At 71.4% G+C, this 26,395-nt stretch carries 25 protein-coding genes and 1 tRNA gene; 9 read left to right on the top strand and 17 right to left on the bottom strand.

Going from position 1 to position 26,395, the window contains the following annotated elements; translation table 11 throughout:
• Positions 1-94 precede the first annotated feature (94 nt).
• Together RM788_RS29455 and RM788_RS29450 are read right to left on the bottom strand one after the other, a co-directional pair.
• Positions 95-1,240, bottom strand: a complete 1,146-nt coding sequence (locus RM788_RS29455; protein ID WP_315921070.1) for an RDD family protein — start codon at positions 1,238-1,240, stop codon at positions 95-97.
• A 115-nt stretch (positions 1,241-1,355) separates the two neighbouring features.
• Positions 1,356-2,726, bottom strand: a complete 1,371-nt coding sequence (locus RM788_RS29450) for a cystathionine beta-synthase (protein WP_315921068.1) — start codon at positions 2,724-2,726, stop codon at positions 1,356-1,358.
• A gap of 118 nt (positions 2,727-2,844) precedes the next feature.
• On the opposite strand from RM788_RS29450, the gene RM788_RS29445 reads away from it, so the two are divergent.
• From RM788_RS29445 to RM788_RS29435, 3 genes are all read left to right on the top strand, one after another.
• The gene (locus tag RM788_RS29445) at positions 2,845-3,729 is read left to right on the top strand and encodes an SGNH/GDSL hydrolase family protein (protein ID WP_315921066.1); all 885 of its coding nucleotides are present in this window, start codon (positions 2,845-2,847) and stop codon (positions 3,727-3,729) included.
• A gap of 202 nt (positions 3,730-3,931) precedes the next feature.
• On the top strand, positions 3,932-5,152 hold the full coding sequence (locus RM788_RS29440) for an acetyl-CoA C-acetyltransferase (protein WP_315921064.1): 1,221 nt from the start codon (positions 3,932-3,934) through the stop codon (positions 5,150-5,152).
• Between the two features lie 119 nt (positions 5,153-5,271).
• Positions 5,272-5,493, top strand: a complete 222-nt coding sequence (locus RM788_RS29435; RefSeq protein WP_315921062.1) for a hypothetical protein — start codon at positions 5,272-5,274, stop codon at positions 5,491-5,493.
• Between the two features lie 90 nt (positions 5,494-5,583).
• Here RM788_RS29435 and RM788_RS29430 read toward each other — a convergent pair whose 3' ends face one another.
• Positions 5,584-6,375: a Bax inhibitor-1/YccA family protein gene (locus RM788_RS29430; protein WP_315921060.1), complete on the bottom strand. Its 792-nt coding sequence runs from the start codon at positions 6,373-6,375 to the stop codon at positions 5,584-5,586.
• A gap of 209 nt (positions 6,376-6,584) precedes the next feature.
• Between RM788_RS29430 and RM788_RS29425 the strand changes: the two genes are divergently transcribed.
• The 4 genes from RM788_RS29425 to RM788_RS29410 all read left to right on the top strand — a co-directional run bounded on the left by RM788_RS29425 (position 6,585) and on the right by RM788_RS29410 (position 11,768).
• Entirely contained in the window at positions 6,585-7,751 is a 1,167-nt protein-coding gene (locus RM788_RS29425) for a polysaccharide deacetylase family protein (RefSeq protein WP_315921058.1), read from the top strand.
• Positions 7,752-8,204: 453 nt separating this feature from the next.
• Positions 8,205-9,485: a sensor histidine kinase gene (locus RM788_RS29420; RefSeq protein ID WP_315921056.1), complete on the top strand. Its 1,281-nt coding sequence runs from the start codon at positions 8,205-8,207 to the stop codon at positions 9,483-9,485.
• Positions 9,437-10,084, top strand: coding sequence for a LuxR C-terminal-related transcriptional regulator (locus RM788_RS29415; protein WP_315921054.1), 648 nt, complete (start codon positions 9,437-9,439; stop codon positions 10,082-10,084). The genes RM788_RS29420 and RM788_RS29415 overlap by 49 nt, the downstream gene beginning before the upstream one ends.
• Before the next feature lie 31 nt (positions 10,085-10,115).
• Positions 10,116-11,768 carry a DUF885 domain-containing protein gene (locus tag RM788_RS29410; protein ID WP_315921052.1) on the top strand — a complete coding sequence of 551 codons (1,653 nt, stop codon included), beginning with the start codon at positions 10,116-10,118 and terminating at the stop codon, positions 11,766-11,768.
• 650 nt (positions 11,769-12,418) lie between these two features.
• On the opposite strand, the gene RM788_RS29405 is transcribed toward RM788_RS29410, so the two are convergent.
• The 12 genes from RM788_RS29405 to RM788_RS29350 all read right to left on the bottom strand — a co-directional run bounded on the left by RM788_RS29405 (position 12,419) and on the right by RM788_RS29350 (position 22,424).
• A tRNA-Leu gene (locus RM788_RS29405) sits at positions 12,419-12,493 on the bottom strand.
• Positions 12,494-12,580: 87 nt separating this feature from the next.
• Positions 12,581-13,651 (bottom strand): SagB family peptide dehydrogenase, encoded by a 1,071-nt coding sequence (locus RM788_RS29400; RefSeq protein WP_315921050.1) that lies wholly within the window; start codon positions 13,649-13,651, stop codon positions 12,581-12,583.
• Positions 13,632-14,771: an ATP-grasp domain-containing protein gene (locus RM788_RS29395; protein WP_315921048.1), complete on the bottom strand. Its 1,140-nt coding sequence runs from the start codon at positions 14,769-14,771 to the stop codon at positions 13,632-13,634. The genes RM788_RS29400 and RM788_RS29395 overlap by 20 nt, the downstream gene beginning before the upstream one ends.
• 2 nt (positions 14,772-14,773) lie before the next feature.
• The gene (locus RM788_RS29390; protein WP_315921046.1) at positions 14,774-14,896 is read right to left on the bottom strand and encodes a hypothetical protein; all 123 of its coding nucleotides are present in this window, start codon (positions 14,894-14,896) and stop codon (positions 14,774-14,776) included.
• Between the two features lie 199 nt (positions 14,897-15,095).
• Positions 15,096-16,421 (bottom strand): NAD(P)/FAD-dependent oxidoreductase, encoded by a 1,326-nt coding sequence (locus RM788_RS29385; RefSeq protein ID WP_315921044.1) that lies wholly within the window; start codon positions 16,419-16,421, stop codon positions 15,096-15,098.
• A gap of 181 nt (positions 16,422-16,602) precedes the next feature.
• Positions 16,603-17,115, bottom strand: coding sequence for a hypothetical protein (locus RM788_RS29380; protein WP_315921042.1), 513 nt, complete (start codon positions 17,113-17,115; stop codon positions 16,603-16,605).
• Positions 17,116-17,470: 355 nt separating this feature from the next.
• On the bottom strand, positions 17,471-18,805 hold the full coding sequence (locus tag RM788_RS29375; RefSeq protein WP_315921040.1) for a DUF58 domain-containing protein: 1,335 nt from the start codon (positions 18,803-18,805) through the stop codon (positions 17,471-17,473).
• A complete protein-coding gene (locus RM788_RS29370; protein WP_315921038.1) occupies positions 18,802-19,776 on the bottom strand; it encodes an AAA family ATPase in 975 nt (324 codons plus the stop codon). The genes RM788_RS29375 and RM788_RS29370 overlap by 4 nt, the downstream gene beginning before the upstream one ends.
• A 29-nt stretch (positions 19,777-19,805) precedes the next feature.
• Positions 19,806-20,270 carry a hypothetical protein gene (locus RM788_RS29365; protein WP_315921036.1) on the bottom strand — a complete coding sequence of 155 codons (465 nt, stop codon included), beginning with the start codon at positions 20,268-20,270 and terminating at the stop codon, positions 19,806-19,808.
• Positions 20,267-20,941 carry a DUF4129 domain-containing protein gene (locus RM788_RS29360; RefSeq protein WP_315921034.1) on the bottom strand — a complete coding sequence of 225 codons (675 nt, stop codon included), beginning with the start codon at positions 20,939-20,941 and terminating at the stop codon, positions 20,267-20,269. The genes RM788_RS29365 and RM788_RS29360 overlap by 4 nt, the downstream gene beginning before the upstream one ends.
• Positions 20,942-21,002: 61 nt before the next feature.
• The gene (locus RM788_RS29355; protein ID WP_315921032.1) at positions 21,003-21,650 is read right to left on the bottom strand and encodes a hypothetical protein; all 648 of its coding nucleotides are present in this window, start codon (positions 21,648-21,650) and stop codon (positions 21,003-21,005) included.
• 81 nt (positions 21,651-21,731) lie between these two features.
• Positions 21,732-22,424, bottom strand: coding sequence for a uracil-DNA glycosylase (locus RM788_RS29350; protein WP_315921030.1), 693 nt, complete (start codon positions 22,422-22,424; stop codon positions 21,732-21,734).
• 30 nt (positions 22,425-22,454) lie between these two features.
• Here RM788_RS29350 and RM788_RS29345 point away from each other — a divergent pair, with 30 nt between their 5' ends.
• Entirely contained in the window at positions 22,455-23,933 is a 1,479-nt protein-coding gene (locus RM788_RS29345) for a S10 family peptidase (protein WP_315921028.1), read from the top strand.
• A gap of 196 nt (positions 23,934-24,129) precedes the next feature.
• Positions 24,130-24,378, top strand: a complete 249-nt coding sequence (locus tag RM788_RS29340) for a hypothetical protein (RefSeq protein WP_315921026.1) — start codon at positions 24,130-24,132, stop codon at positions 24,376-24,378.
• A gap of 40 nt (positions 24,379-24,418) precedes the next feature.
• Here the strand turns inward: RM788_RS29340 and RM788_RS29335 are convergent, their stop codons facing one another.
• Both RM788_RS29335 and RM788_RS29330 read right to left on the bottom strand, forming a co-directional pair.
• Positions 24,419-25,414: an ABC transporter ATP-binding protein gene (locus RM788_RS29335; protein WP_315921024.1), complete on the bottom strand. Its 996-nt coding sequence runs from the start codon at positions 25,412-25,414 to the stop codon at positions 24,419-24,421.
• On the bottom strand, positions 25,407-26,390 hold the full coding sequence (locus tag RM788_RS29330; protein WP_315921022.1) for an ABC transporter ATP-binding protein: 984 nt from the start codon (positions 26,388-26,390) through the stop codon (positions 25,407-25,409). Before RM788_RS29330 ends, RM788_RS29335 begins: the two co-directional genes overlap by 8 nt.
• Between the last annotated feature and the right edge of the window lie 5 nt (positions 26,391-26,395).

The raw sequence follows: 26,395 nt of genomic DNA, 5'->3' as shown, positions 1-26,395 counted from the left end.
GAGCGTACGTCCTGGAACGGGGTGCCCCCGGACGCCGACCGGCCCCCGACCGGGTGGGGGTCGGGGGCCGGGGCGGAAGCGCTGGGTCAGCCGTTCACCACTGCGCGGGCGGCTGCTGCTGGCCGTAGCCCTGCTGGGGCTGCTGGCCGTAGGGCTGCTGCGGCTGGCCGTACTGGCCGGGCTGCGGCTGCTGGCCGTAGGGCTGCGCGGCCTGGGCGCCCGTGCCGGGGAAGTTGCCGCCGATCGAGCCGGGAGCGCCCTCGTTCACCACGACGGTGCCCATGATCTTGTCGGCCCACGTCTGCTTCTTGACCTCCCACAGGGGGGCGAAGAAACCGACGTAGCAGGGCAGCGCGTCCACGACGTGGCACAGGTGCCGGACGAACGCGTTCGCGAAGCCGACCGGCTGCCCGGTCTCCTCCTTGATCAGCCTGATCTTGGCGACCTTCTTGCCGAACGACTGGCCGGTCGTGCCCTGGAGGTACCAGGAGTTGTAGCCCATGTAGCCGATCAGCGCGAGGTAGCCGACACCGCTGATGGCGATCGAGGCCGAGTAGCTCTGCGTCGCACCGGCGATGGCGAACACCAGGACGTAGAACACCACGGCGGGGGCCGCGAAGTCGATCAGACCGCCGATGAGCCGCTGGCCCCACTCGGCGTAGTTGCCCGCCGGTGCGCCGTAACCGGCCTGCGCCGGGTAACCGGGCTGCGCGCCGCCCCACGCCTGCTGCTGCGGCTGGCCGTAGGCCGGGGCCTGCGCCCCCCACGGTTGCTGGGGCTGCTGCGGCTGGCCGTACGGCTGCTGCTGGCCGTAGGGCTGCTGCGGCGGCTGGCCGTAACCCTGCTGGGGCTGCTGGCCGTACGGCTGCTGCGGCGGCTGGCCGTACTGGCCGGGCTGCGGCTGCTGGCCGTAGGGCTGCTGCGCGGGCGGCGGCTGCTGCGAGGGGAACCCACCCGAGGGCGGCTGCGAGGGGAACCCACCGGAGGGCACGCCGGGCTGCTGGCCGTAGGGCTGTTGCTGCTGCTGGCTGGAGACGACCTGGGTCGCGTCCGAACTCGGCTGCGGCTGGCCCTGACCGGACTGGACGACCTGGGTGGCCTCGGCGGGCGGGAACGCCGGGGGCTGTCCGCCGCTCGGCACCACCTGCGTCGCTTCGGCGCTGGGGGACGGGGCGTCGTCGCCCTGGCCCTCCTGTGGTTGACCGCCGTAGTGGTTTCCTGGCGGCTGCGGAGCGTTCATCGGAGTTTCCCATCCCCTTGGCGTGGGTCGCGATTGCCGGTAAGTGCTGGCCACGCTAGCGGATGGCGCGGGTCGCGCCACCGGCAACCGCAGAACGTGCCCTCGATCGTTCCGTTCACCTGCCTGCGAGGAAACCCAGGATGTCCTGCCGCGTGACGACACCCGCCGGCTTGCCGTCGTCCAGCACCAGCGCGCCGTCCGCGTGCGACAGCGCCTTCATCGCGACACCGACCGACTCGCCCGCGCCGATCGTCGGCAGCGGGGGCGACATGTGCTTCTCCAGGGTGTCGGCCAACTGCGCCTTCCCGGTGAACAGCGCCTCCAGCAGGTCGCGCTCGTTGACCGCGCCCGCGACCTCGGCGGCCATGATCGGCGGCTCGGCGTTGACGACGGGCATCTGGGACACGCCGAACTCGCGCAGGATCGCGACGGCCACGGCGACGGTCTCCTTGGGGTGGCCGTGGACCAGGTCCGGGATGCGGCCGTCCTTGCGCCGCAGCACGTCGCCGACGGTGGCGCCGGAGGAGTCGGGCGGCAGGAAGCCGTAGGACGACATCCACTGGTCGTTGAAGACCTTCGACAGGTAGCCGCGGCCGCCGTCGGGCAGCAGCACGACCACGACGTCGTCCGGACCGCAGGTCTTGGCGATCCTCATCGCGGCCGCGGCGGCCATGCCGCAGGAGCCGCCGACGAGCAGGCCCTCCTCGCGGGCGAGGCGGCGGGTGACGGTGAACGAGTCCGCGTCCGACACCGCGACGATCTCGTCGCAGATGTCCCGGTCGTAGGCGTCCGGCCAGAAGTCCTCGCCGACGCCCTCGACGAGGTACGGACGGCCGGTGCCACCGGAGTACACGGAACCCTCGGGGTCCGCGCCGATGATCTTCACCTTGCCGCCCGACACCTCCTTGAGGTACCGGCCGGTGCCCGAGATCGTGCCGCCGGTGCCGACGCCCGCGACGAAGTGCGTGATCCGCCCGTCCGTCTGGCGCCAGATCTCCGGGCCCGTGGAGTGGTAGTGGCTCAACGGGTTCTGCGGGTTCGAGTACTGGTCCGGCTTCCACGCGTCGGGGATCTCGCGCACCAGCCGGTCCGACACGTTGTAGTAGGAGTCCGGGTGCTCGGGGGCGACCGCCGTCGGGCACACCACGACCTCGGCGCCGTACGCCTTCAGCACGTTGCGCTTGTCCTCGCTGACCTTGTCCGGGCAGACGAACACGCACTTGTAGCCCCGCCGCTGCGCGACCAGCGCCAGCCCGACACCGGTGTTGCCGGACGTCGGCTCCACGATCGTGCCGCCCGGCTTCAGCTCACCGGAGGCCTCGGCCGCCTCCACCATGCGCAGCGCGATGCGGTCCTTCACGCTCCCGCCGGGGTTCAGGTACTCGATCTTGGCGAGCACCAGCGGCGCCGCGCCCTCGGTCACCGAGTTCAGCTTCACCAGCGGCGTGTTGCCAACCAGGTCGACGACGTGCTCGACGTACTCCACCGGGAGAGTCCCTTCCCACTTTGCGAGATGACGCGGGCAGCCTAACTCCGACGGCGGGGTGCCCCCACCCGGTGCCGCTGTTGGTGGACGATTCACCGGGGCGAAAGGGGTGGTCAGGATGGTGGGTCGACGACGATTACGGGCGGCCGCGGTGGCACTGGGGGCCGTCGGCGGCGGGTTCAGCGCCCTCTGCGCGCTGCTCGGTGAACAGGGTCGACGGGCGCGGCTGGCGATCGGCGTCCCCGAGGCGCCACCGCTGCGGGCGGACGGCGTCTACAGCCCCGCCGACCTGCGCGGCATCCGGCCCTCGCTGCGGTTCGCGGTGGTCGGCGACTCGATGGCGGCGGGCCTCGGCGTCGACCGCGCCGACGAGCTGCCCGGCGTGCTGATGGCGAGGGGACTGGCCGAGGAGTCGGAACGGCCCGTCCGGCTGACCACGTACGCGATCAGCGGCTCGGCCACGCGGGACCTGCGGGCCCAGGTCGACCGGGTGCTGCACGACCAGCCGGACGTGGCGCTGGTGATCGTCGGGGCGAACGACGTGACCACTCGGGTGTCCATCGGCGTGGCGGTCTCGATGCTCGGCGACGAGGTGCTGCGGATGCGGCTGGCGGGGATCGGGGTCGTCGTCGGCACGTGCCCCGACCTGGGCGCGATCCGGCCCATCGCGCAGCCGTTGAGGTCGGTGGCGCGGTCGTGGAGCCTGCGGTTGGCGAAGGAGCAGCGCGGCGCGGTGGAACGGGCCGGTGGCATCGCCGTGGCGTTGGGGGACCTGTTGTCGCCGGAGTTCCTGGCGCGGCCGGGGGAGTTGTTCAGCGCGGACCGGTTCCATCCGAACGCGGCGGGGTACGACGCCGCGGCGGCGGTGTTGTTGGCGCCGTTGTGCAGTGCGGCCGGGGTGTGGCACGGGGGGCCGTTGCCGGAGTGGCCGCGGAGGTCGGTGTTGGCGGAGGCGCGGAGGCCTACGTCGCGGGTGGTGGCTTGGGTGAATCGGAGACGGTGAGGCCGGTCCGAGGGGCGCCGCTCCCCTGTTGCCGGACCGGATCGAGTCGACCGTCACACCAGACCGGTGATGACACGGATGGTCTACGGGGTGGGGTTTCGGCATCGTGAAAGCAGGCGGCGTGCGTCACGAGTGGTGGCCTGGCTGAACAGGCGTTAACTAGTGTGGGTCGACACGCCGCGGTGAACAAAGGAGTTCCGCAATGCCTGAGGCCGTCATCGTTTCCGCCGCCCGGTCCCCCATCGGTCGTGCGGGCAAGGGCTCCCTGAAGGACATCCGCGGCGACGACCTGGCCGTGCAGATGGTCAAGGCCGCGCTTGCCAAGGTGCCCGAGCTGGACCCGTCCACCATCGACGACCTGATGCTCGGCTGCGGTCTGCCCGGTGGCGAGCAGGGCTTCAACATGGGGCGGGTGGTGTCCGTGCTGGCGGGCTACGACCAGGTTCCCGGTACGACCGTGACGCGGTACTGCGCGTCCAGCGTGCAGACGACCCGGATGGCGCTGCACGCCATCAAGGCCGGTGAGGGCGATGTGTTCATCAGCGCTGGGGTCGAGACGGTGTCGAGCTTCGCGCGCGGCAACTCCGACGGCTGGCCGGACACCCACAACGCGCTGTTCGCCGAGGCGGAGGCGCGGACGGTGGCGACCGCCGAGGCGGGTGCCGACACGTGGACCGACCCGCGCGAGTCCGGGCTGGTGCCGGACGTCTACATCTCGATGGGGCAGACGGCGGAGAACCTGGCGTGGGCCAAGGGCATCTCGCGTGAAGAGATGGACCAGTTCGGGGTGCGGTCGCAGAACCTGGCCGAGAAGGCCATCGCGAACGGGTTCTGGGCGCGGGAGATCACGCCGGTGACGCTGCCGGACGGCACCGTGGTGTCGGCCGACGACGGCCCGCGGCCCGGTGTGACGCTGGAGGGCGTGTCCGGGCTGAAGCCGGTGTTCCGGCCGAACGGCAAGGTCACCGCGGGCAACTGCTGCCCGCTCAACGACGGCGCGGCGGCGCTGGTGATCATGAGCGACGTGAAGGCCCGCGAGCTGGGCATCACGCCGCTGGCGCGGATCGTGTCGACCGGCGTGTCCGGCCTGTCGCCGGAGATCATGGGCCTCGGCCCGGTCGAGGCGTCGCGCCGCGCGCTGAAGCTGGCCGGGATGAGCATCGGCGACATCGACCTGGTGGAGATCAACGAGGCGTTCGCCGCGCAGGTCATCCCGTCCTACCAGGACCTGGGCATCGACATCGACCGGCTGAACGTCAACGGCGGCGCGATCGCGGTCGGCCACCCGTTCGGCATGACCGGGGCGCGGATCACCACGACCCTGATCAACTCGCTGCAGTTCCACGACAAGCAGTTCGGCCTGGAGACCATGTGCGTCGGCGGTGGCCAGGGCATGGCGATGGTGCTGGAGCGCCTGAGCTAGCTCTGCGTGACCGGCGGTACCGAGAGGGACGATCACTGCTCCGATGCGGTGATCGTCTTTTTCATGCGTCATCGGAGCCCCGCGAACCCGTCCCCGTTAACGGAGCAGGGAGGCCCCACATGCCGTACGTCTGGTGGCACAGCGGCTACGACCAGCGGTGCCACGCGTTCGAGTCAGCGCAGACCACGACAGCGGAACGGATCTTCTACGAGGCCGTGTGCGAGCACAGCGTCCCGGTGGAGAGGCTGGAACGCGAGCAGCACGGCCACCTGTGCGTGTTGTGCCTGATCAAGGTGGGCACGGCACTGCCGGACGACGGGCCGGGCGGCTGGCGGGGGTGAGGGCGAACGGCACCTGGGGGGCACCGGAAAGGCGAAAGGCGCCCGGCCGGGTGGCTGGGCGCCTTTCGACGTCGTTCGGGATTCCCGCGATCAGTCCGAGTTGAAGTAGGACAGCAGTCGCAGGATCTCCAGGTACAGCCAGACCAGCGTCACGGTCAGGCCGAACGCGATCCGCCAGGCGAACACGGACGGCACGCCCGCGCGGATGGCCTCGTCGGCGGCGTCGAAGTCCAGCAGGAAGCTGAACGCCGCGATGCCGATGCAGACCAGGCTGAAGATGATCGCGATGGTGCCGCCGTCGCGCAGGCCGAGACCACCGGGCGTGATGAAGCTCGCGACCAGGTTGGCCAGCATGAGCACCGCGACGCCGATGACGGCACCGGTGATCCACTTGGTCAGCTTGGGCGTGACCTTCACGGCACCGGTCTTGTAGACGACCAGCATGCCGATGAACACGCCGATGGTGCCGATGATCGCCTGGACGACGATGGCGTTGCCGTTGTCGAACATGCGGCCGACCACACCGCTCACCGCACCGAGGAAGACACCCTCAGCGGCGGCGTAGGCGAGCACAAGCGCCGGGCTCGGCTTCTTCTTGAAGATGTTGACCAGGGCCAACACGAAACCGATGATCATCGCCGGGATCGCGAGGGCGTAGAGCTCCATCACGAAGGTGATGGTGCCCGTGACGAGGAGAACGGCCAGCGTGACGCCGGTCTTGGTCACCACGTCGTCGATGGTCATCGGGCGGTTGGCCGCCGATGGCGGAGCAGGCGCGTAGCCGGGGCCCGCTTGCTGCGGCGGCTGGCCGAAACCTGCGTAGTTGTTCCCGTAACCGCCGGTCGGCAGGTTGCGGAAAGCGGGGTTGCTGGTGGTACGCAACTCGTCCTCCTGTGGCGTGCTGACGCCGTCACGGGGTTCAACGACCACACGAGTCGATCGGTTCCCGTCGGGTAAAAGTGACTTTACCTGGACGGTCCGACCCGAACCCCGGTTACCCCGATCGCGGTACGTAACGATCGACACAACCGGGTGAACCCGATCGTGATCTCCACGCAACCTCCAACGCACACCGGCCGTCATTACCTTTCGTGGCAAGGAATGAGAAGCGGTTGCGCTGGGTGACCACCGGTGTGGCACTCGGGATCACGGTGGCGGTTCTGGTCACCATCGGTCGCACCCCCGACTCGGGCGGACCCGCACCGGAGAACGTCGCCGCAGGCCTACCCGCCCCACCCCGCGCCCCCGTCATCACCGGCGACGTACCCGTCGTGCCCCCGCCCGCCGAACCGCGCGCCGACTGGATGCACAAGCTAGGTCCGAACGAGAAGCCCCCGCAGTTCGTCATGTTCTCCTTCGACGGCGCCGCCTCGAAGCAGCACTGGGACCGCGTCCTGCCCATCGCCCGCGACACCAAGGCCCACGTGACCGGCATGCTGTCCGGCGTCTACATGCTCACCGACAACGAGGGCATGACCTACCAGGGACCCGGCCACGACCGCGGCGACTCCGCCATCGACTTCGGCGGCACCAAGCAGGACGTCAACCTGCGCATCGGCTACCTCAACGACGCCATCGCCGCCGGCCACGAGATCGGCACCCACTACAACGGCCACTTCTGCAAGGGCGAGGAACCCAGCGTCGGCACCTGGAACACCGACCAGTGGAACAACGAGCTGGACCAGTTCTTCGCCATCATCGAGAAGGCGAAGAGCCGCGGCTTCACCCTCGACCCGACCAACATCCGCGGCGGCCGCACCCCCTGCCTCGAAGCCGACTGGAAAGCCGCCTTCCCCGCCATGAAGGCCCACGGCCTCGTCTACGACACCAGCCACGTCAGCCTCGGCGTCACCTGGCCCACCGTCATCGACGGCGTCTACGAATTCCCACTACCCGAGGTCAAGGTCCCCGCCCTCAACAAGCAGGCCGTCATGATGGACTTCAACCTCTGGTCCGTGCTCAACGGCGCCAAAGAACAACCGGAACGCGCCGCCGAGTTCAGCTCCGTGGTCGTCGACACCTACCGCGACGTCTACCGCACCGTCTTCAACGGCAACCGCGCCCCGCTCACCATCGGCAACCACTTCAACGAATGGGCAGGCGGCGCTTTCGCCGACGCAGTAGAGAAGTTCATGGGCGAGGTCTGCGTCCAGAAGGACACCGTCTGCGCCACGTACACCGAAGTCATCCAGTGGATGCAACTCCAGGACCCCACCATCCTCGCCCAACTCCGCAGCTTCCCCGCCGCCCGCAACTAAGCCAAAAGACAAAAGGCAAAAGGCACGCACAACCCGCCACCCAGGCAAGCACAGGCACAACCCGCCCCCGACCCCCATCGGCGCAGCCGCCCCCCGCATCCGGCGCGGAGCGCCCACCCGCCCTGCCGACGCGCAGCGAGGTGCCCTGTCGGGCGCAGCCCGATGCCCCCTGACCGCAGCCCGCACAAGCGAAGCCAGACCTCCCCCTGCCCCCGATACACAGCGCCCTCCTGCCACACCCCTGTTTGTCAAGGCATCTTTTCTGCCTTGACAAACAGGGGTGTGGCATTGAGACAATCGCGCGCCGGGGGCCGGGCTACACCAGACACCCCCACACCCCGCCGGGAGCCAGACTCCCCAACCACCCCAAGTCCACTATGGACACCCACCCCCCAAAAAACCGGGGGCCTAACCCCACCGCGCCAACCCCCCTCCACCCGCCACACTCCTCCCATGACGGACAAGGACCTGGTGCGCGGTCTCCGCGAACGGCTGCGCCTCCAACTCTGGGCGCTGGCACGGGTTCCCCTAGCCCTGATCGGCATCCCGCTCATCCCCCTCCAGCTCATCCCCTACCCCTTCCTCCTCATCACCATCGGCTTCCCCCTCCTCGTCGCCACCAACGCCCTGAACCGCAAGTACTCCGACGTCCACCGCGCCTGGGCGGGCCGCGCCCTCGGCGAGCCCATCCCCCGCCCCTACCGCCGACCTCCCACCCGCGGTCTCGTCAGCAGGGTGCGGACCACCGTCACCGACCCCGCAACCTGGCGCGAACTCGCCTGGCTGCCGCTCAACGCCGTCCTCACCCTCGTCACCGCCGTGGTCCCCCTGTCCCTCTGGATCGGCGGCGTCCTGGGGCTGGTGACGCCGGTGGTGTGGATGCTCGGCGAGGAGGGGTTCGACTACTCGGGCCTCACCCCCGACGTCCCGTTCGGTTTCGCCCTGGCGCCCGTCATCGGCGGCCTCTACCTGGCACTGGCGTGGCGCCTCACCCCGTGGGCCACCCGGACCCACGCCAGGGTCGCCCGCTGGCTGCTGGCCCCCACCGCCCGCACCACCCTGTCCACCCGCGTCCAGGAACTCGCCGAGTCCCGCGCGGACACCGTCGACGCGCAGGCCGCCGAGCTGCGCCGGATCGAGCGCGACCTCCACGACGGCGCCCAGGCCCGCCTGGTGGCGCTGGGCATGAGCCTCGGCATGGCCGAGGACCTGCTGTCCCGCGACCCGGAGGCCGCGCGGGCGCTGCTCACCGAGGCGCGCGAGTCCTCCACCCTCGCCCTGTCCGAACTGCGCGACCTGGTTCGCGGCATCCACCCACCGGTCCTGTCCGATCGCGGCCTGGACGGCGCGGTGCGCGCTCTGGGTCTGGCGCTGCCCCTCCCGGTCGACGTCGACATCGAACTGGGGGGCAGGCCGCAGGCGCCGGTCGAGTCGGCCGTCTACTTCGCCGTCGCCGAGACGCTGGCGAACGTCGCCAAGCACAGCGGCGCGTCCTCGGCGTGGATCCGGGTCCGGCACGCCGACGGCAGGCTCTCGGTGATGGTCGGCGACGACGGCCGCGGCGGGGCGGAGATCGTGACGGGTGGAGGATTGCGCGGGACCGAGCGCAGACTGGCCGCCTTCGACGGCACGCTGGGCCTGGCCAGTCCCGTCGGCGGACCGACCATCGTGACCTTGGAGCTGCCGTGCGAGTTGTCCTCGGTGAAGACCTCGTCCTCCTCCGGGACGGCCTGATCCGACTGCTGGGGGCGTACGGCTTCGAGGTGGTGGAGGCCGTGGACAACGGGCCGTCGCTGCTGGCGGCGCTGGTGCGGCACAAGCCGGACGTCGCGGTGGTGGACGTCCGGCTGCCGCCGACGTTCACCGACGAGGGCCTGCGCGCGGCCATCGCGGCCCGCAAGCAGGTGCCGGGCCTGCCGATCCTCGTGCTCTCGCAGTACGTGGAGCAGCTCTACGCCCGCGAACTGCTGTCCGACCGGGCGGGCGGGGTCGGCTACCTGCTGAAGGACCGGGTGTCGGACGTGACCCAGTTCGTCGAGGCCATCCGCCGGGTCGCCGCGGGCGGCACCGCGATGGACCCCGAGGTGATCACGCAGCTGCTCGACAGCCACGTGCGCGACAAGCCGCTGGGGTCGTTGACGCCGCGCGAGCGGGAGGTGCTCGGACTGATGGCCGAGGGCCGGTCGAACGCGGCCATCGCCACCCGGTTGTTCGTCGGGGAGAAGGCCGTCGGCAAGCACACGGCGAACATCTTCGCCAAGCTCGGGCTGCCGCAGTGCGACGACGACAACCGGCGGGTACTGGCCGTCCTCGCCTATCTGAACAGCGGCTGACCGTCCGCGACCGGTCAGTAGCATCGTCGCCATGACGGAGACGACCGAGCTCGCGGACGAGCTGTTCGCGCTGATGATGGCGGCGGACCCACTGGACGCGAGCCTGTACGGCATCGCCGGGCACGACGACCGGCTGCCCGACCTCAGCGAGGCGGGCGAGGCCGCGCTGAGGGTCGCGGCCGTCGATGTCGCCGCCCGCGCGAAGGCGCTCACGGCGGGCGACCGGGTCACCCGCGCGGTCGTCGTGCAGCAGGCCGAGGCGCTCGTCGACCGGCTGGACGCGCACTCCGCCGAGTACACGATCAGCCCGTCGTTCTTCTCCCCCGCGGGCGCGCTGCTGACCATCCTGCCGATGGTCGCCGTGACCACCCCCGAGCAGGGGCGCGACTACCTGCTCCGGCTCGCCGCCGTCCCCGAGCACCTGGACGTGCTGGCGGAACGGCACCGCGCCGGTCTGCTGGCCGGGCGGCTGCCGGTCGCCCACCTGGTCCGCGACGCCGTCGCGTTCGTCGACCGCTACCTGGCCACGTCGGCGGACGAGGACCCGCTGGCCCGCCAGGAGGACGCCGAGCCGGGGTTCGCCGCCGAGCGCGACCGGCTGCTCGCCGAGGCCGTGCGGCCCGCGTACCGGCGCTACCGGGACGTGCTGGAGCAGGAGGTCCTGCCCGCGGGCCGCCCCGAGGGGCGTCCGGGGCTGTGCTGGCTGCCCGACGGCGCCGCGATCTACACTGCGCTGGCGCGGGTGCACACCACGACCCCGCGCACGCCCGAGGAGCTGCACGAGACCGGGCTGTCGCTGATGGCCTCGCTCGCCGAGGACTACTCCGTGCTGGGGCAGCGGGTGTTCGGCACGTCCGACCTCGCCGCGATCTTCGACCGGATGCGCACCGACCCGGCGCTGCGCTGGCGGGACGCCGAGGAGATGCTCACCGCCGCGCGCGACAGCGTGGAGCGGGCCGAGGCCGAGGCGCCGCGGTGGTTCGGCACCCTGCCCGAGGCCCGGTGCGTCGTCGCGGCGGTGCCCGAGACGGAGGCGCCCGGCGCGCCGACCGCCTACTACTCGCCCGGCGCGATGGACGGCTCGCGCCCCGGCACCTACTACGCGAACACCTCGCGGGCGCAGGAGCGCCACCGCTACCAGTCCGAGGCCATCGCGTTCCACGAGGCCGTTCCGGGGCACCACTTCCAGATCAGCCTCGCCCAGGGCCTGACCGAACTGCCCATGCTGCGCAGGCTGGCGGGGATCACCGCCTACCTGGAGGGCTGGGGCCTGTACTGCGAGCGGCTCGCCGACGAGATGGGCCTGTACTCCGACGACACCTCGCGCCTGGGGATGCTGTCGCTGGACTCCATGCGCGCGGGCAGGCTCGTCGTGGACACCGGTCTGCACGCCCTCGGCTGGAGCCGCGCCCAGGCCGTCGACTACCTGCGGGAGAACACGCCGCTGCCGCTCGTGGAGATCGAGTCCGAGGTGGACCGCTACATCGCCGCTCCCGGCCAGGCGCTGGCGTACATGGTCGGCAGGCTGGAGATCCAGCGGATCCGCGCCGGGGCCGAACTCGCCATGGGCGAGGGCTTCGACATCCGCGCGTTCCACGACCTGGTGCTGCGGGGCGGGCCGCTGCCGCTGGCCGTGCTGGCCGAGGTCGTCGCGGCTTGGAGCGCCTCCATCGCCGCCGTGTGACCGCTCGGACGCCCGCCGCGGGTGAATGCGGATGGTGAACTCCACCATCGTCCACATTCACCCGTTCGGCGGACGCGCACTTCGCGCCGATCGGCCTGGTCGAGTGCGTCTCGTCAGGTGGCGCGAGTTGACCCGCGGTCGATTCCCGATCCACTCGCGCAAACACGTCCGCACTCCCGCGCACAAGCACCGCGGCACTCGTCGATCGGCGCTGAATGCCGTGGGACGCGGCGGTGGCGAAGGTGTGCCAGAACTCGGAGTCCGGGCAACTCCGCGGACTCGCCACGAGTTCGGTTTCGCACCATGCCCGTTACCAGCGGTCATTTCCGCGAATCGTGGTCGCGGAACCACCGGGCACCTCCATTCGCGGTTCCGAACCAGCCCCGCAAGCCCGTTGTCCGCAAGAGTGCGGACTCGCTCGGCGACCACGGCCACCCGTCCCCACCACGGCATCACCGCCGTTGGGCGGGTCGATCCCACATCGCATTCGTCACTACTCCCCGTCACGTCGAATTCACTCCAAAGGAGTAATCGCTAAACGGGAGCGAGAACACCGGCCAACCGCCGGATCGAGAGCGCGCGGAGTCGTAGGATGATTCCAAGGCCGGGTTTGCACAGGCCAGGACGTTGTCTATGCTAATCGCTGGTAGTGCCCCCGACGGGAGTCGAACCCGTACCTGTGACCCTTTTAAGGGGCCTGCCTCTGCCGGTTGGGCTACGGGGGCAGCGGGCAGCTTAAAGGGAGTGCACGGGTTCGAGTGGGGAGATCGACTCAAGACACCCGCACGGCTCAACGCGTTCCGCTATTCCGGTCATTTGCGTAATGGGCCGACGACCGTCATCCCCAATACCACTTCGTGATAGGCGTCACAGCCGATTGCCCGTTCCACCAGTTCGTCGCGGAGAGCGGCCGTGTAGCCCACTCCCAACCCCATTGCCGTCGCCACAAGGTACGCGGTCTGCGACAGGTGGCCGACATCCATCTGCACGACCCGGTAGGCGCGCGAGGTGTCGTAGCGCCAGCGGGTGCGTTCGAGCACGGCGGTGTAGGCCAGCACGAGTGGTGCTTCGCCGACCCAGTCCTGGTCCCCGGCCGCCTCGGCGATCCGCTCGGCCGACCACTCCGGGCCGAGGGGTTCGAGGGCGTGCCGGAGGCCGTCGTAGTGGTACCAGCCCGAGGTCAGGCCCTCGACGTCGCGGACGTGGGCGTAGACCTCCACCGGGTGCCTGCCGCCACCGGAGGGACTGGTCTTGAACACGGTGCCGGAGCGGCCGATGCGCGGACGCGCGGGCGACGGCCCGGCGAGCACGGCCAGCAGTTCACCGACCTGCTCCAGCGCGAGGCCGCCCGCGCCGAACTCGCGGGTGGTCCGGCGGGCCAGCAGGACGTCGAGGACACCGGCGTCGCCCCAGCTCGGCCGGGCGGGCAGCTCCGGCAGGGCGACGGCGTCGCCACCCAGGCTCCGGAACGGGGCGGGCGGCGGCGTCTCCCCGATCTTGGCGTCCAGCGCCGCGTCGTGCTCGTCGGCCGCCAGGTACTCGGCGTCGGCGAGGGTGCGGCTGGCGAAGTGGAAGTGCCGGGCCGAGGCGCCCCAGCTGGTCCACGCCCCGAGCATGGCCAGCTCGGCCTCGTGCTCGGGCGAGCCCTCGACGATGAGCACGCCCGCGGCCACGAGCTCGTCCAGCACCCGGCGCAGCACGGCCCGATCCTCCTCGGCCAGCGGCGCGAGGAGGTCGTCGACCTCGGTGAAGGCGGTGAACTTGCGGCAGAGCAGCTCAGCGGTCTCGCTGATGGCGAACTGCCGGTGGTGCAGGTAGTCGTCCCAGACCACGGCGCCGTTCTCGTAGAACAGCGTCGAGTGTTCAGCGACCTTTGCCCGCACCTATCAGCTCCTTGAAGCGCGACGCCACCCAGTCGTGCACGGCGTCCGACACCAGGGTGTCCTCGGCGCGGTGTTCGAACCATCGCCAGTCGCAGTTGACGTTCACTTCCAGGAAGACGTGGTCCTTGCCCGTGACCAGGAGGTCGAAGGCGGCGACCTGCACCTTCCAGTAGCGCGCTAAGGCAAGCAGCTTGTCCGCCACCGCGGGGGGCGCGGTCGTCGGCGTCACCCGAACGGCGTCGGGATCGACCCACAGCTGGGCCGGGTCGAGCTTGTCGACCTGGTAGGCGATGCACCGCTCGCCGACGACGAACACCCGCAGCTCGGTCTCCGACGGCAGGTACTGCTGCACGATCACCGGCGCGGACTCGGGCACGTCGCTGGACCTGCTGGTCTCCAGCGGGCGGGGGAACAGGCCGTGCTGCACGCCGGGGCGCGGTTCGAGCAGGTGCCGCCCGGCGGTCTTCACGATGCAGTGGCCGCCGCCGGGCCGGGTGCGGCCGGGACGCGTCGTCACCGCCGTGCGCGGGATGGTGAGGCCGAACGAGGCCGCGTCCGACAGCTGGGTGAGCCGGTCGAGGTGGGCCGTGGAGCGGGTCGGGTTCACGTGCGCCCAGTCACCGCGCGAGGCCAGCCAGTTGGACACCGCGCCCCACTGGTCGACGGCGTACGCGCCCGCCAGCGTGCCGGGTTCGACGGGGAGGGCGGAGAGTTCGAAGTGCCTGCGCCACACCAGCAGCGGACGCAGCAGCCACCGGTCCAGCTCGACCAGGGGCGCGTCGGTGTAGACGGTCAGCGGGAGGTCGACGCAGCGGTCGGCGTCGATGCGGGCCATCCGGATGCCGCGTTCGGCGAGCGCGATGGAGAGTTCGTTCATCTCCATGTCCGCGCTGCGGGCGAGCACCAGCACGCAGGGCACAGGACTGCCGTCGCCTTCGTCGACCATGCCCATCCGGTGCACCTGCTCCTGGAAGTCCAGGGTCTTCGGTGGCGAGCGGAAGAGGTAGTTCTGGCCTTGGAGGAGGAGCGGAGTGGGCTTCACGGGGGTGTGCCCCGGTTCGGCCAGTGCTCTTGCGGCTTCGAGCGGGGGTCCGGAGACCCCCCGCTCGGAAGCGGTCACGCTCAGTCGTCCTTCTTGCTTCGGAAACACTTCCCGGCCGTGACGTACTCGGCGGCGTACTCGGCCAAAGCGCGGTCCTCGATCTCACCGCGGCGAAGCTGTGCGGCCAGCTCCTCAAGGGACATCGCGGTCACCTCTTTCCCCAACGCGCGCATCACGCTTTCAGGTGATGCACAAGCAGTATTCTCGGGTTCACGTAACGCAATGTCAAGGCGAGGGCCCCAATGTTGCTCTATTTGGGGGCTTAAGTTACGGCACTAACCCAGACGGGTGTCACCGCACTGCAACCGAACGGCGCAGTGCCGGCAACACCCGCCGAATGACTCAGCTCCTCGAAGCGCGGTCGAACTCCGCCTTCGGGTCGTTGATCTGACCGAGGGCGACGACCTCGCGCCCGTTGACGAACGCGAGCAGCCAGTCCATCAGAACACGGAACTTGCGGTTGAAGGTGGGCATTTTGGCCACGTGGTAGCCGCGGTGGGCCAACCAGGCCAGGAAGCCCTTCATCTTGATGCCGTACACGTCCGCCACGCCCTTGTAGAGGCCGAGACCGGCGACCGAGCCGATGTACTTGTGGAAGTAGTCCTTCTGGTCCTTGCCGCGCAGGCTGGCCACGATGTTGCCGACGAGCACCTTGCTCTGCCGCACGGCGTGCTGGGCCGAGGGGCTGCACGTCGCCATCGGGTCTTCCTCGGTGCGCGACAGGTCCGGCACGGCCGAGCAGTCACCGGCCGACCAGACGCCCGCCAGGCCTTCGACCTGGAGCTTCGCCGTGCAGCGCACCCGGCCGCGCTCGTCGAGCGGCAGGTCGGTGTTGCGCAGGACGGGGTTCGCCTTGACGCCGGCGGTCCAGATGATCGTGTCGCTGTCGAACTCGGTGCCGTCGTCCAGGACGACGTGGCCGTTCTCCATGGTCTTGACCCTCGTGTCGAGGAAGACCTTCATGCCGCGCTTCTCGAGCTGCTGGACGGTGTAGACGCCCATCTTCTCGCTCACCTCGGGCATGACCCGCTTGGTGGCCTCGACGAGCACCCAGTTCATGTCCTCGGCCTTGAGCTGGGTGTAGTAGCGCAGCGCGTAGCGCGCCATGTCCTCCAGCTCGGCCAGCGTCTCGATGCCCGCGAACCCGCCGCCGATGACGACGAAGCTGAGCAGCCTGCGCCGCAGCTCCGGGTCGCGGGTGCTCGCGGCCTGGTCGAGGCGCGACAGCACGTGGTTGCGGATGTAGATGGCCTCGCCGATGGTCTTCACGCCGATGCCCTGCTCGGCCAGACCGGGGATGGGCAGCGTGCGGGCGATCGAGCCCAGCGCGTTGACCAGCACGTCGTACTCGAGCGTCTCAACGTGGCCGTCGGCGGTCTCCAGCGTGACGGACTTGTCCGCGTGCTCGATCCGCGTGACGCGCCCGGTCACGACGTGGCACCGGTCGAGGACCTTGCGCAGCGGCACCACGACGTGGCGCGGCTCGATGGAGCCCGCGGCCGCCTCGGGGAGGAACGGCTGGTAGGTCATGTGGGGCTGGGGGTCGACAACCGTCACCGACGCCTCACCGGAACGCAGTTTCTTCTGCAACCCCAGTGCGGTGTACATACCGACGTACCCACCGCCGACGATGACGATCCTCGTGGGTTGCGACTTCACAGCAGCCATACGCACATGGTCGCACCGGACCCCCCGGATTCGCGCGTTCCGAGGGCCCGTTGTGACCACGGTCGCCGGGTGATCGCGGACACTTCGCCCGCTGACCTGCGGGAAGCGTCTCGCATGGGCATAACGCCTGAGAGGATCGATCCAGTAGCTCAGCTTGGGCTGAGCTTCCGGACGCCTTTCCTCAGCTTCGCGCGCGCATGAGCAGGACCGCCGCGACGACCAGTCCGACGGCGCTCGCGAGACCCGCGACCTCCACGACCGGCTCGGTCCCGCCGGAGGGCAGGAGGGCCACGACACCGGCGAGGGCGAACACGAGCAGCTGGGTCGCGGCGAACCGGCGGGCCGGACCCCTGAGCGCCCTCGGGTGCAGCCGGGCGCGCGCCGGGGTCACGGCGGCCAGCGCGCACGTGATGTGCACGAGGTGCAGCAGCACGACCACCAGCAGCACGCTCGGCCGCAGCGGGTCGCCGTCGGTGAAGACGAGGGCGATCGCGGCGAACCCGATCACCAGCGCCGGGGCCGCCGAGGCGGGCACCGCGACCGCGGCCAGGGTGACCAGCGCGAACAGGCCGAGCGCGACGCCGTGGACGCCGTTGCCCGCCAGCACCAGCGCGATGGCGGCGCAGGCGAGGACGGTGGCGGCGCGCAGGGTCCAGGCCGGGAGACCCGCGGGGAGGTGCACGGGGGCGCTCACCGGACCGCCCTCCCGACGGCCTCACGGCGACCCTGAGAGCCGGTGCGGTCCATCCGGACGGACGGGGTGGGCACGGGAGGGAAAGCTGTCCGCGAGCTGTTGGAGGGCGCCGCGCTCATCGGACCGCCCTTCCCGCGGCCCCACGACGACCCTGAGAGCCGCTGCGGTCCATCCGGACGGACAGGGGTGGGCACGGGAAGGAGCGCTGTCCGCGAGCTGTTGAGAGCCGCCATGCTCATCAAGCCGCCCTCCCCACGGCCCCACGACGACCCTGAGGGCCACTGCGGCCCATCCAGGTAGACGAGGGTGGGCACAGGCGGGAGCGCTGCCCGCGAGTTGCTGGGGGCCGTCGCGCTCATCGGACCACCGGCCGTCCGGGGCGGCTCGCGCGGCGCAGGGTCGCGGCCACGCCGACGCCGTGGTCGTCCCAGGGGACGACGGCGATGCCGTGCTGCTCCAGCGCCGCGAGCCGGGTGCGCTGTTCGAGCCGGATGATCCGCAGCGCGCCCGCGCCCCACGCGGTCTCGGTGTCGGGGCTGAGGTCGGCGGGCAGGACGTCGACGGCGAGCACGAGGCCGCCGCGGCGGGCCGCCTGGACGGCGACCTGGACGACGTGGTCGTCGAGGAACGGGGACAGCACCACCACGAGGGAGCCGTGGGGCACCTGGTGGGCGTTGAGCACGGGGCGCGGCGCCCAACCCGCCGACCGGGCGCACACGACGAGCTGGTTGCGCAGCCGCAGCAGCTGCCGCCTGCCCGCTCCGGGGCGGACGCCCAGCCGCGGGCGGCCGAGGTCGGCCAGCGCCACCCGGTCACCCTGGTGCAGGTAGCCGGCGGCCAGCGACGCGGCGGCGCGCACGGCGGTGTCCAGGCTGCCGCCCGGACGCGACGTGCGGCCGGGGTGGCCGGTGGACCAGTCGGCCACCGAGCGGCCGAGGTCGAGCCGGGTGTCCAGGGCCAGCACCACGTCGGCGTCGGCCTCGGCGTGGTGCTCGCGCACGTGCAGGGTCGGGCTGCGCAGGGACACCCGCCAGTCGATGCGGCGCAGCCGGTCGCCGGGCTGGAACGCGCGGATGTCGCGCAGCTCCGTGGAGTCGCCGGGGCGGCGGGTGCGGTGCACGCCGACCAACCCGGCGGCGCGCGCGGGCAGCAGGCCCGCGGGGAGCGCGTCGACGGGCGGCAGGACGACGCGGCCGCGTTCGACGCCGACCACCGGGCCGTAAACCAGCAGGGCGTCGGGGCCCGCGAACAGGTGGTCGGCCCGCAGGTCCACGCCGTCGCCCCAGGCCTCGCGGCGCAGCTTCACCACGATCGGGCCGCTGTCCGACGGCAGCAGGTGGATCGGGCCCAGCTCCCCCGGCGTGCCCGGCGCGGGCAGCCGCACGGCGAGCAGCTCGGTGCCCTCCGCCGGGTCCACCTCGACGCCGGTGGTCGCCTCCCCCGGCTCGGCCGTGCGCGGCAGCGGGCGGACCGACACCGACGGGTCGCCGCCGACCCGCGTGCTCAGCGCGAACAGGGCGGAGATCAGGAACGGCGCCCCGAACAGGACCAGCTCCACCTTGTGCAGCAGGGCGCCGAGCACGACCAGGCCCACGCCCAGCAGCACCGCGCGGGCGTAGGCGTCGGTGGCCCGCCAGCGGGGTCCGCGCCCGCCGGTGAACGCCTCGCGGATCCGGTCCGCCCTGCTCACGAGCGGCTGCTCGCCGGGCCGGGGACCTTGCCGAGCAGCTCGGTGACGACCTCCACGCCGGTCGTGCCGGACGTCCACGTCTCCGGCCGCAGGGTCAGCCGGTGCGCCAGCGCCGCGACCGCGCACTCCTTCACGTCCTCGGGCAGCACGAACTCGCGCCGGTCCAGCACCGCCAGCGCCCTGGCCACCAGCACCAGCGCCAGCGCGCCGCGCGGGGAGGCGCCCACCTCGACGGCCGGGTGCGCCCTCGTGGAGGCGGCCAGGTCGACGCAGTAGCGCAGCACGTCCTCGTCGACCGCCACCCGTTCGACACCCGCCTGCAACTCGGCCAGCCTGGTCGGCTCGAACACCGGCGGCACCTCGGTGTCCTCGCGCTGCCGGACGAGCCTGCGGCGCAGCACCTCGACCTCCTCGTCGGCCGGCGGGTAGCCGATGTCCAGCCGCACCAGGAACCGGTCGAGCTGCGCCTCCGGCAGCGGGTAGGTGCCCTCGTACTCGACCGGGTTCGCGGTCGCCAGCACGTGGAACGGCCTGGGCAGCGGGAACGTCCGCCCCTCGACGGTGACCTGCCGCTCCTGCATGGCCTCCAGCAGCGCCGATTGGGTCTTCGGCGGCGTGCGGTTGATCTCGTCGGCGAGCAGCAGCCCGGTGAAGATCGGCCCCGCCCGGAAGCTGAACTCGCGCTCGGTCGGGTCGTAGAGGAACGAGCCGGTGACGTCCGCGGGCAGCAGGTCCGGCGTGCACTGGAGGCGGCGGAAGTTCAGGTGCAGCGCCTGGGCGAGGCTGCGGGCCATCAGCGTCTTGCCCAGGCCGGGGACGTCCTCCAGCAGCACGTGGCCGCCCGCGAGCACCGCGGCGAGCGCCAGCCGCAGCGACCGCTGCCTGCCGACGAGCACCGTGCCGACCGCGTCCAGCACGGCCGCGCACTCGGTCGCGACGTCCGCGACGCCCGTGGTCCGACTCGACGTCACGTGATCTCCTGTTCGCTCTTCTTCGTCCGTCACAGCGCTTCCAGCCGGTCCAGCAGGGCGGCCAGCACCCTCGGGTCGGGCATCGCCGCGTCCGGGTCGGTCAGCAGCCGGAAGGCGTCCTCGCCCAGCAGGGCGCGGCCTTCGGCCAGGGTCGTCACACCGCGCAGCCGCAGCCGGGACTCGGCCAGCGCGCGCAGCCGCGGCCTGATCCTGGTGGTGAAGCGGTCCCGGTCGCGCGAGGCCTCGTCGAGGCGGCTCACCAGGGTGGAGGCCACGACGGACGTGGCGCCGGACGCGTGCGCGGGCAGCGGCGACCACGCGATGTCCGCCCCGCGCGGCAGCCGGGCGACGAGCAGCACCAGGCCCGCGATCGGCAGCGCGACAACGGCCGCCCACCCCGGCGGGGAGCCGAGCTTGTAGAGCACGAACCCCGCCACGGCCCCCACCGCGAGCGCCAGCAGACCGGCCCTGACCAGGCCCAGCAGCGGCGTCATCCGCGGTCCAACGAGACCACGACCCGTTCCAGCGCCTCCGCGGCGTCCTCGGCGTCCTGTGTGGACACCCGTGCCGCGGGCCCGAACCGCGCCCGATGGTAGAGCCCCCGCAGCGTCGCCGCGGCCGCCGTGTCCACCTCGTAGCGGACGAGCAGCGCCCCGGTGAACTCCGTCGACGTCTCGTGCTCCTGCTTCGGCGCACCACTGCGCGCCGCCGCGTCCTCCAGGTTCAGCCAGGCCGCGATCACCGCGTCCGACGGCGGGCCCGAGTGCCGTTCCCGCAGCTCCGCCAGGGCCTTGCGCGCTCCGGTGAGCATCAGCGCCGCACCAGGCGCGCTGTCCGCGGCCTCCTCCGCCGTGTCCGCCACGGCGTCGTGGCCGCGCCGGACGCGCCTGCGCCGCGGGCCGACCATGAACAGCACGACGCCCAGCGACGCGATCGACAGCAGCACGAACAGGACGATCAACACCACCACGACCGACCCGCCGACCACCCCCGCGACCCCGTCGGAGGCCAGCAGGTCGTCCTCGGCGGGCGCGGCGCTCCGCGTGGGCACCACCGGCGGCGCCAACCTCGCCCCGTAGACCACCGGCGAGTTCCCGCGGGCCGCGAGCGCGACGAGCACCAGCGCCGCACCCACCAGCACCGGCACCACCCACCGCGGTCTCATGCGAGCAGCATGCCTTCCCGCGGCGGTCCGGCACCACGTTTCGGCTGTGGACCTTCCCGCGTCAGCCGACCGGCCACACCCAGCCGCGGCTGCCGTCCCGCGCGGGCTGGTGGGCGGAGGCGACCGATGTCACCGACTCGGGCACCTCGATCTCCACCGTGCCCTCGTACTTCGAGTTCGGCAGGATCGTGGCGGACAGCGCGCCCTCCTGGCCGGTGCAGTTCCCCGGCTGCGCGTCGTGCACGAACCCGTCCGCGCCGATCCCCTTCAGCGAGAACGGGGCGAAAATGGCAGGCGCGGCGCCCGCGCCGTCCGTGGTCAGGGTTCCGGTGGTCATCAAGACGCGCAGCAGCAGGGTCTTCCGCCCCTCCGCGGGCGCCCGGCCGTACTGGGCGCACTGCGGGTTGGTCTCCAGCGCCGTCACCTGGAACTTGACGCCGCACGAGTCGATCGTGGAACCGGGGCAGTCCCAGCCCGCCTGCTGCCCGATCACCTTCGGCAGGAACCCCTGCGGCGTCAGCCCCGCCTTCTGCGTGGCCACCGCCGCCGCGGTGGTCTGCGCGGTGCTCACGGCCGTCCCGGCGCTCGGCGTGGGCACGGGCGCGGCACCGCCCGCGGTGGCGTCCACGGCGCACGCCGCGGTGACGAGCACGAGCCCGGCGGCCGCGAGCAGGGCGGCAACCCGGACAGGTCGGGCGGCGGGGAACACGGTCGGTTACCTCCTGGGGTCGTCGGTCGAGGCGTATGTCGTGCCGCCCCGACGTTCGTTACGCCCCGTCACCCGGTCAGGTCACCCCACCGCCGCGGCCCTCCGCAGCACGTCCCGCGCCATCTCCTGCGTCAACCGCCCGGTGAAGGTGTTCTGCTGGCTCACGTGGAAGCACCCGAACACGTGCAGCGGCGTCCCGCCGTCCAGGGCGGGCAGGACCACCTCCACGCCGTGCCCGAACTTCGGCCGCGGGGTCGGCACCTTCCACGACGCCGCGAGCACCGGCAGGAGCGCCTGCCAGCCGAAACCGCCGAGGACCACGACCGCGCGCAGGGTCGGGCGGAGCAGGTCCAGCTCGCGGACCAGCCACGGGCGGCAGGTGTCGCGTTCCTCCGGGGTGGGCTTGTTCTCCGGTGGCGCGCACTTGACCGGGGCGGTGATGCGGGTCCCGTACAGCTCCAGGCCGTCGCCGATGTGCTCCGCCGTGGGCTGCGAGGCGAGGCCGACGGCGTGCATGGCGGCGTAGAGGAAGTCGCCGGAGCGGTCGCCGGTGAACATGCGGCCGGTCCGGTTGGCGCCGTGCGCCGCCGGGGCGAGGCCGACGATGGCGAGGCGGGCGTCGGCGGGGCCGAAGCCGGGGACCGGGCGGCCCCAGTAGTGCTGGTCGCGGAACGAGGCGCGCTTCACCCGCGCGACCTCCTCGCGCCACGCCACCAGGCGCGGGCACGCCCGGCACGACGTGACCTCCGCGTCGAGTTCCGCCAGTTCGCGCACCGCGCTCCTCCCCGAACGTAGGGTTCGACCATGACCGACAAGGACACCGGCGAGAGCACCGACGAGCCGAAGGACGAGAAGGACACCCCTTCCGACGACCTCGTCAGCGCCCAGCACAGCATCACCGTCAAACGCCGCAAGCTGAACTACACCACCACGACCGGCCGCGTCGTGCTGCGCCAGGAGGTGTCCACCGACGGCAAGTTCGACGGGCACCAGCCCAAGGCCGAGGTGTTCGTCACCACCTACACCCTGGACGGCGCCGACCCGAAGACCCGGCCGGTGACGTTCGCGTTCAACGGCGGCCCCGGCTCGTCGAGCGTGTGGCTGCACCTCGGCCTGCTCGGCCCCCGGCGCGTGGTGACCGGCGACGTCGGCGAGATGGCGCCGCCGCCCTACGAGCTGGTCGACAACGCCGAGACCCTGCTGGCGCACAGCGACCTGGTGTTCATCGACCCGGTGTCCACCGGCTACTCCCGCGCGGTCAAGGGCGAGAACCCGAGCCAGCACCACGGCTACCAGGGCGACATCGACTCCGTCGGCGAGGTGATCCGGCTGTGGACCTCGCGCAACGGCCGGTGGATGTCGCCGAAGTTCCTCGCGGGCGAGTCCTACGGCACGCTCCGCGCGGCGGGCCTGGCCGAGCACCTCCAGTCCCGGTACGGCATGTACCTCAACGGCCTCATGCTCATCTCGTCGGTGCTGGACTTCACCACGCTCGACTTCAACGAGAACAACGACGTCGCGTACGCGCTGTTCCTCCCGACCTACGCGGCCATCGCCCACCACCACGGCCTGCACGGCGACCGCCCGCTCGCCGACGTGCTCGCCGAAGCCGAGGAGTTCGCCTCGCGCGACTACCCGTGGGCCCTCGCCCGCGGCCACCGCCTCACCCCCGACGAGCGCGCGGCCACCGCGACCAGGCTCGCCGCCCTGACCGGCCTGTCCGAGGACTTCGTCGACCGCGTCGACCTGCGCGTCGAGCACATCCGGTTCTTCACCGAACTGCTGCGCTCCCAGCGCAGGATCGTCGGCAGGCTCGACGGCCGCTTCTCCGGCTGGGACGCCGACTACGGCCAGGAGCACATGTCCGAGGACGCCTCCTACGCCGCCATCCTCGGCCCGTACACGGCCGCGCTCAACCACTACGTGCGCGCCGAGCTGGAGTACGCCAACGACCTGCCGTACGAGATCATCGCCCGCTCCGTGAACCCGTGGTCCTACAAGGAGTTCGAGGGCAGGCACGTCACCGTCACGCGGAAGCTCGCGTCCGCCATGCGCGCCAACCCGCACCTGAAGGTGCACGTCGCCTTCGGCTACCACGACGGCGCGACCGCCTACTACGCCGCCGAACACGTGCTCGCCCACCTCGCCATCCCGGAGGAGCTGCGCGCCAACATCGAATCGGCGTACTACCCGGCGGGGCACATGATGTACGTCCACGAGCCTTCGCGGGTGCAGCAGTCGAAGGACCTGGCCGACTTCGTGAAGTCCGCTTCGAACCGCTGACGCCCACCCCACGTGCAGCGAACGGCCCCGGCGATCCCCAGCGGACGCCAGGGCCGTTCACACATCGGGTTGGAACACCTGCCGAAGCCGTAACGCGGCACCCGGCGACGCGACACCTCCTGCGACGACCAGCACCAGGAGGAACCGTGAGCAGACCTGATGTCCACCGCCCAGGCGAGGCCGGGGTGACCGGCTGATGGCGGAGCAGCGGGCCGGGCAGCACACCGGCACGATCGCCCTCGTCCAGGGCGGGGTGGCGGTCGCTCTTGTCGCGATCGGCCTCATGACCTTCAACACGACAGCCCTGGGCGTCGGCGCGTTGTTCGGGCTGGCCGGGGTCGTGTCCGGGCGGAAGGCCGGGCAGCAGGGTGCGATGGCGTTGAGCGGCACGGCGCTCACGGTGGCCGTGCTGGTGTTCGCGTACTTCCTCGCCGGTGGCGCCTAGGCCTCCTGCTGAAGGGGAGGCCCAAGCGCGCCCCCACCCCTCACACCACCGTCCGCTCCTCCGCGAAGTGGCACGCGCTTGGATGCTCGCCCACCCGGACCACCAGCTCGGGCTCCTCCGTCGCGCAGATGTCCTGCGCCTTCCAGCACCGGGTGCGGAAGTGGCAGCCCGACGGCGGGTTGACGGGGGACGGGACGTCGCCGGTGAGGCGGATGACGTCGCGGCGACCGCGTTGCGTCGGGTCCGGGACGGGGACGGCGGAGAGGAGGGCCTGGGTGTAGGGGTGGGTGGGGCGTTCGTAGATCTGGTCCTCGGTGCCCAGTTCCACGATCTTGCCGAGGTACATGACGGCGACGCGGTCGGACAGGTGCCTGACCACGGACAGGTCGTGGGCGATGAAGACGTAGGACAGGCCGAGGTCGGACTGGAGTTCGCCGAGCAGGTTCATGACCTGGGCCTGGATGGAGACGTCCAGGGCGGACACGGGTTCGTCGCAGACGATCACCTTGGGGCGCAGGGCGAGCGCTCGGGCGATGCCGATGCGCTGGCGCTGTCCACCCGAGAACTGGTGCGGGTAGCGGTTGATGTGCTCGGGGTTCAACCCGACCGTGTCCAGCAACTCCTGGACCTTCTTGCGCCGCGAGCCCTTCGGGGCGACGTCGGTGTGGATCTCGAACGGCTCGCCGACGATGTCGCCGACGGTCATCCTCGGGTTCAGGGACGTGTACGGGTCCTGGAGGACGATCTGGATGTCGCGCCGCAACCGCCGCAACTCGGCGCCGCGCATGGCGAAGATGTCCCGGCCCTCGAACCTGGCGGTGCCCGCGGTGGGCGGTTCCAGTCGCATGAGGACCTGCGCCAGGGTGGACTTGCCGCAGCCGGACTCGCCGACGACGCCGAGGGTTTCGCCCTTGGCCAACGAGAACGACACGCCGTCGACGGCCTTGACCTGGCCGACGGTGCGCTTGAACAGCACGCCGACGCGGACCGGGAAGTGCTTGACGAGGTCGACGACCTCGAGGATCGGCTCAGCCACGGCTGACGACCTCCTCGGCGAAGTGGCACGCGCTGGTGCGGTCGAGACCCAGCCGGTGGTCGGCGGGGACCTCGGCGGAGCACCGGTCCACCGCCCGCGGGCAACGGGGGTGGAAGGGGCAGCCGGACGGGATGTCGGTGAGGCTCGGCGGCAGGCCCTTGATGGTCTTGAGCTCCTGGCCCTTGAGGTCCAGGCGCGGCAACGACTCCAGCAGCGACTCGGTGTAGGGGTGGCCGGGGGCGCGGAAGAGTTCGAACACGTCGGCGTGCTCGACGATCCGGCCCGCGTACATGACGGCGATGCGGTCGGCCACGTCCGCGACGACACCGAGGTCGTGGGTGATCAGGATGAGCCCCATGTCGCGTTCCTCCTGGATCTCCCGCAGCAGGTCCATGATCTGGGCCTGCACGGTGACGTCCAGCGCGGTGGTGGGCTCGTCGGCGATCAGCATCTCGGGGTCGAGGGCGAGCGACATCGCGATCATGGCGCGCTGCCTCATGCCGCCGGAGAACTGGTGCGGGTACTCGCGCACCCGGTTGGCGGCGTTGGGGATCTTCACCAGGTCCAGCAGCTCGACGGCGCGGACGCGGGCGTCCTTGCGGCTCATGCCGCGCCGGACCCGAAGCTGCTCCTCGATCTGGAACCCCACGGTGAACACGGGGTTCAGCGCGGACAGGGCGTCCTGGAAGATCATCGCGATGCCGTCGCCGCGCACCTCGCGGCGGCGTTCCTCGGACGCGGTCAGCAGGTCCTCGCCGTGGAAGCGGATCGCGCCCCTGGTGACGAACGCGGGCGGGGTGTCCAGGATGCCCATGATCGTCTGGGCGGTCACGCTCTTGCCCGAGCCGGACTCGCCCAGCACGGCGACGGTTTCCCCGGCGTCGACGTGGTAGCCGACCCCGTTGAGCACCTTGGCGACGCCGTCGCGGGTGCGGAACTCCACGTGGAGGTCCTCGACCTCCAGCAGTGCGGTCACGGTCG

The organism is Umezawaea sp. Da 62-37 (genome assembly GCF_032460545.1).
Lineage (GTDB): Bacteria > Actinomycetota > Actinomycetes > Mycobacteriales > Pseudonocardiaceae > Umezawaea.
The sequence above is the reverse complement of the archived record's forward strand: the minus strand, read 5'-3'. Positions and strand labels throughout refer to the sequence as shown.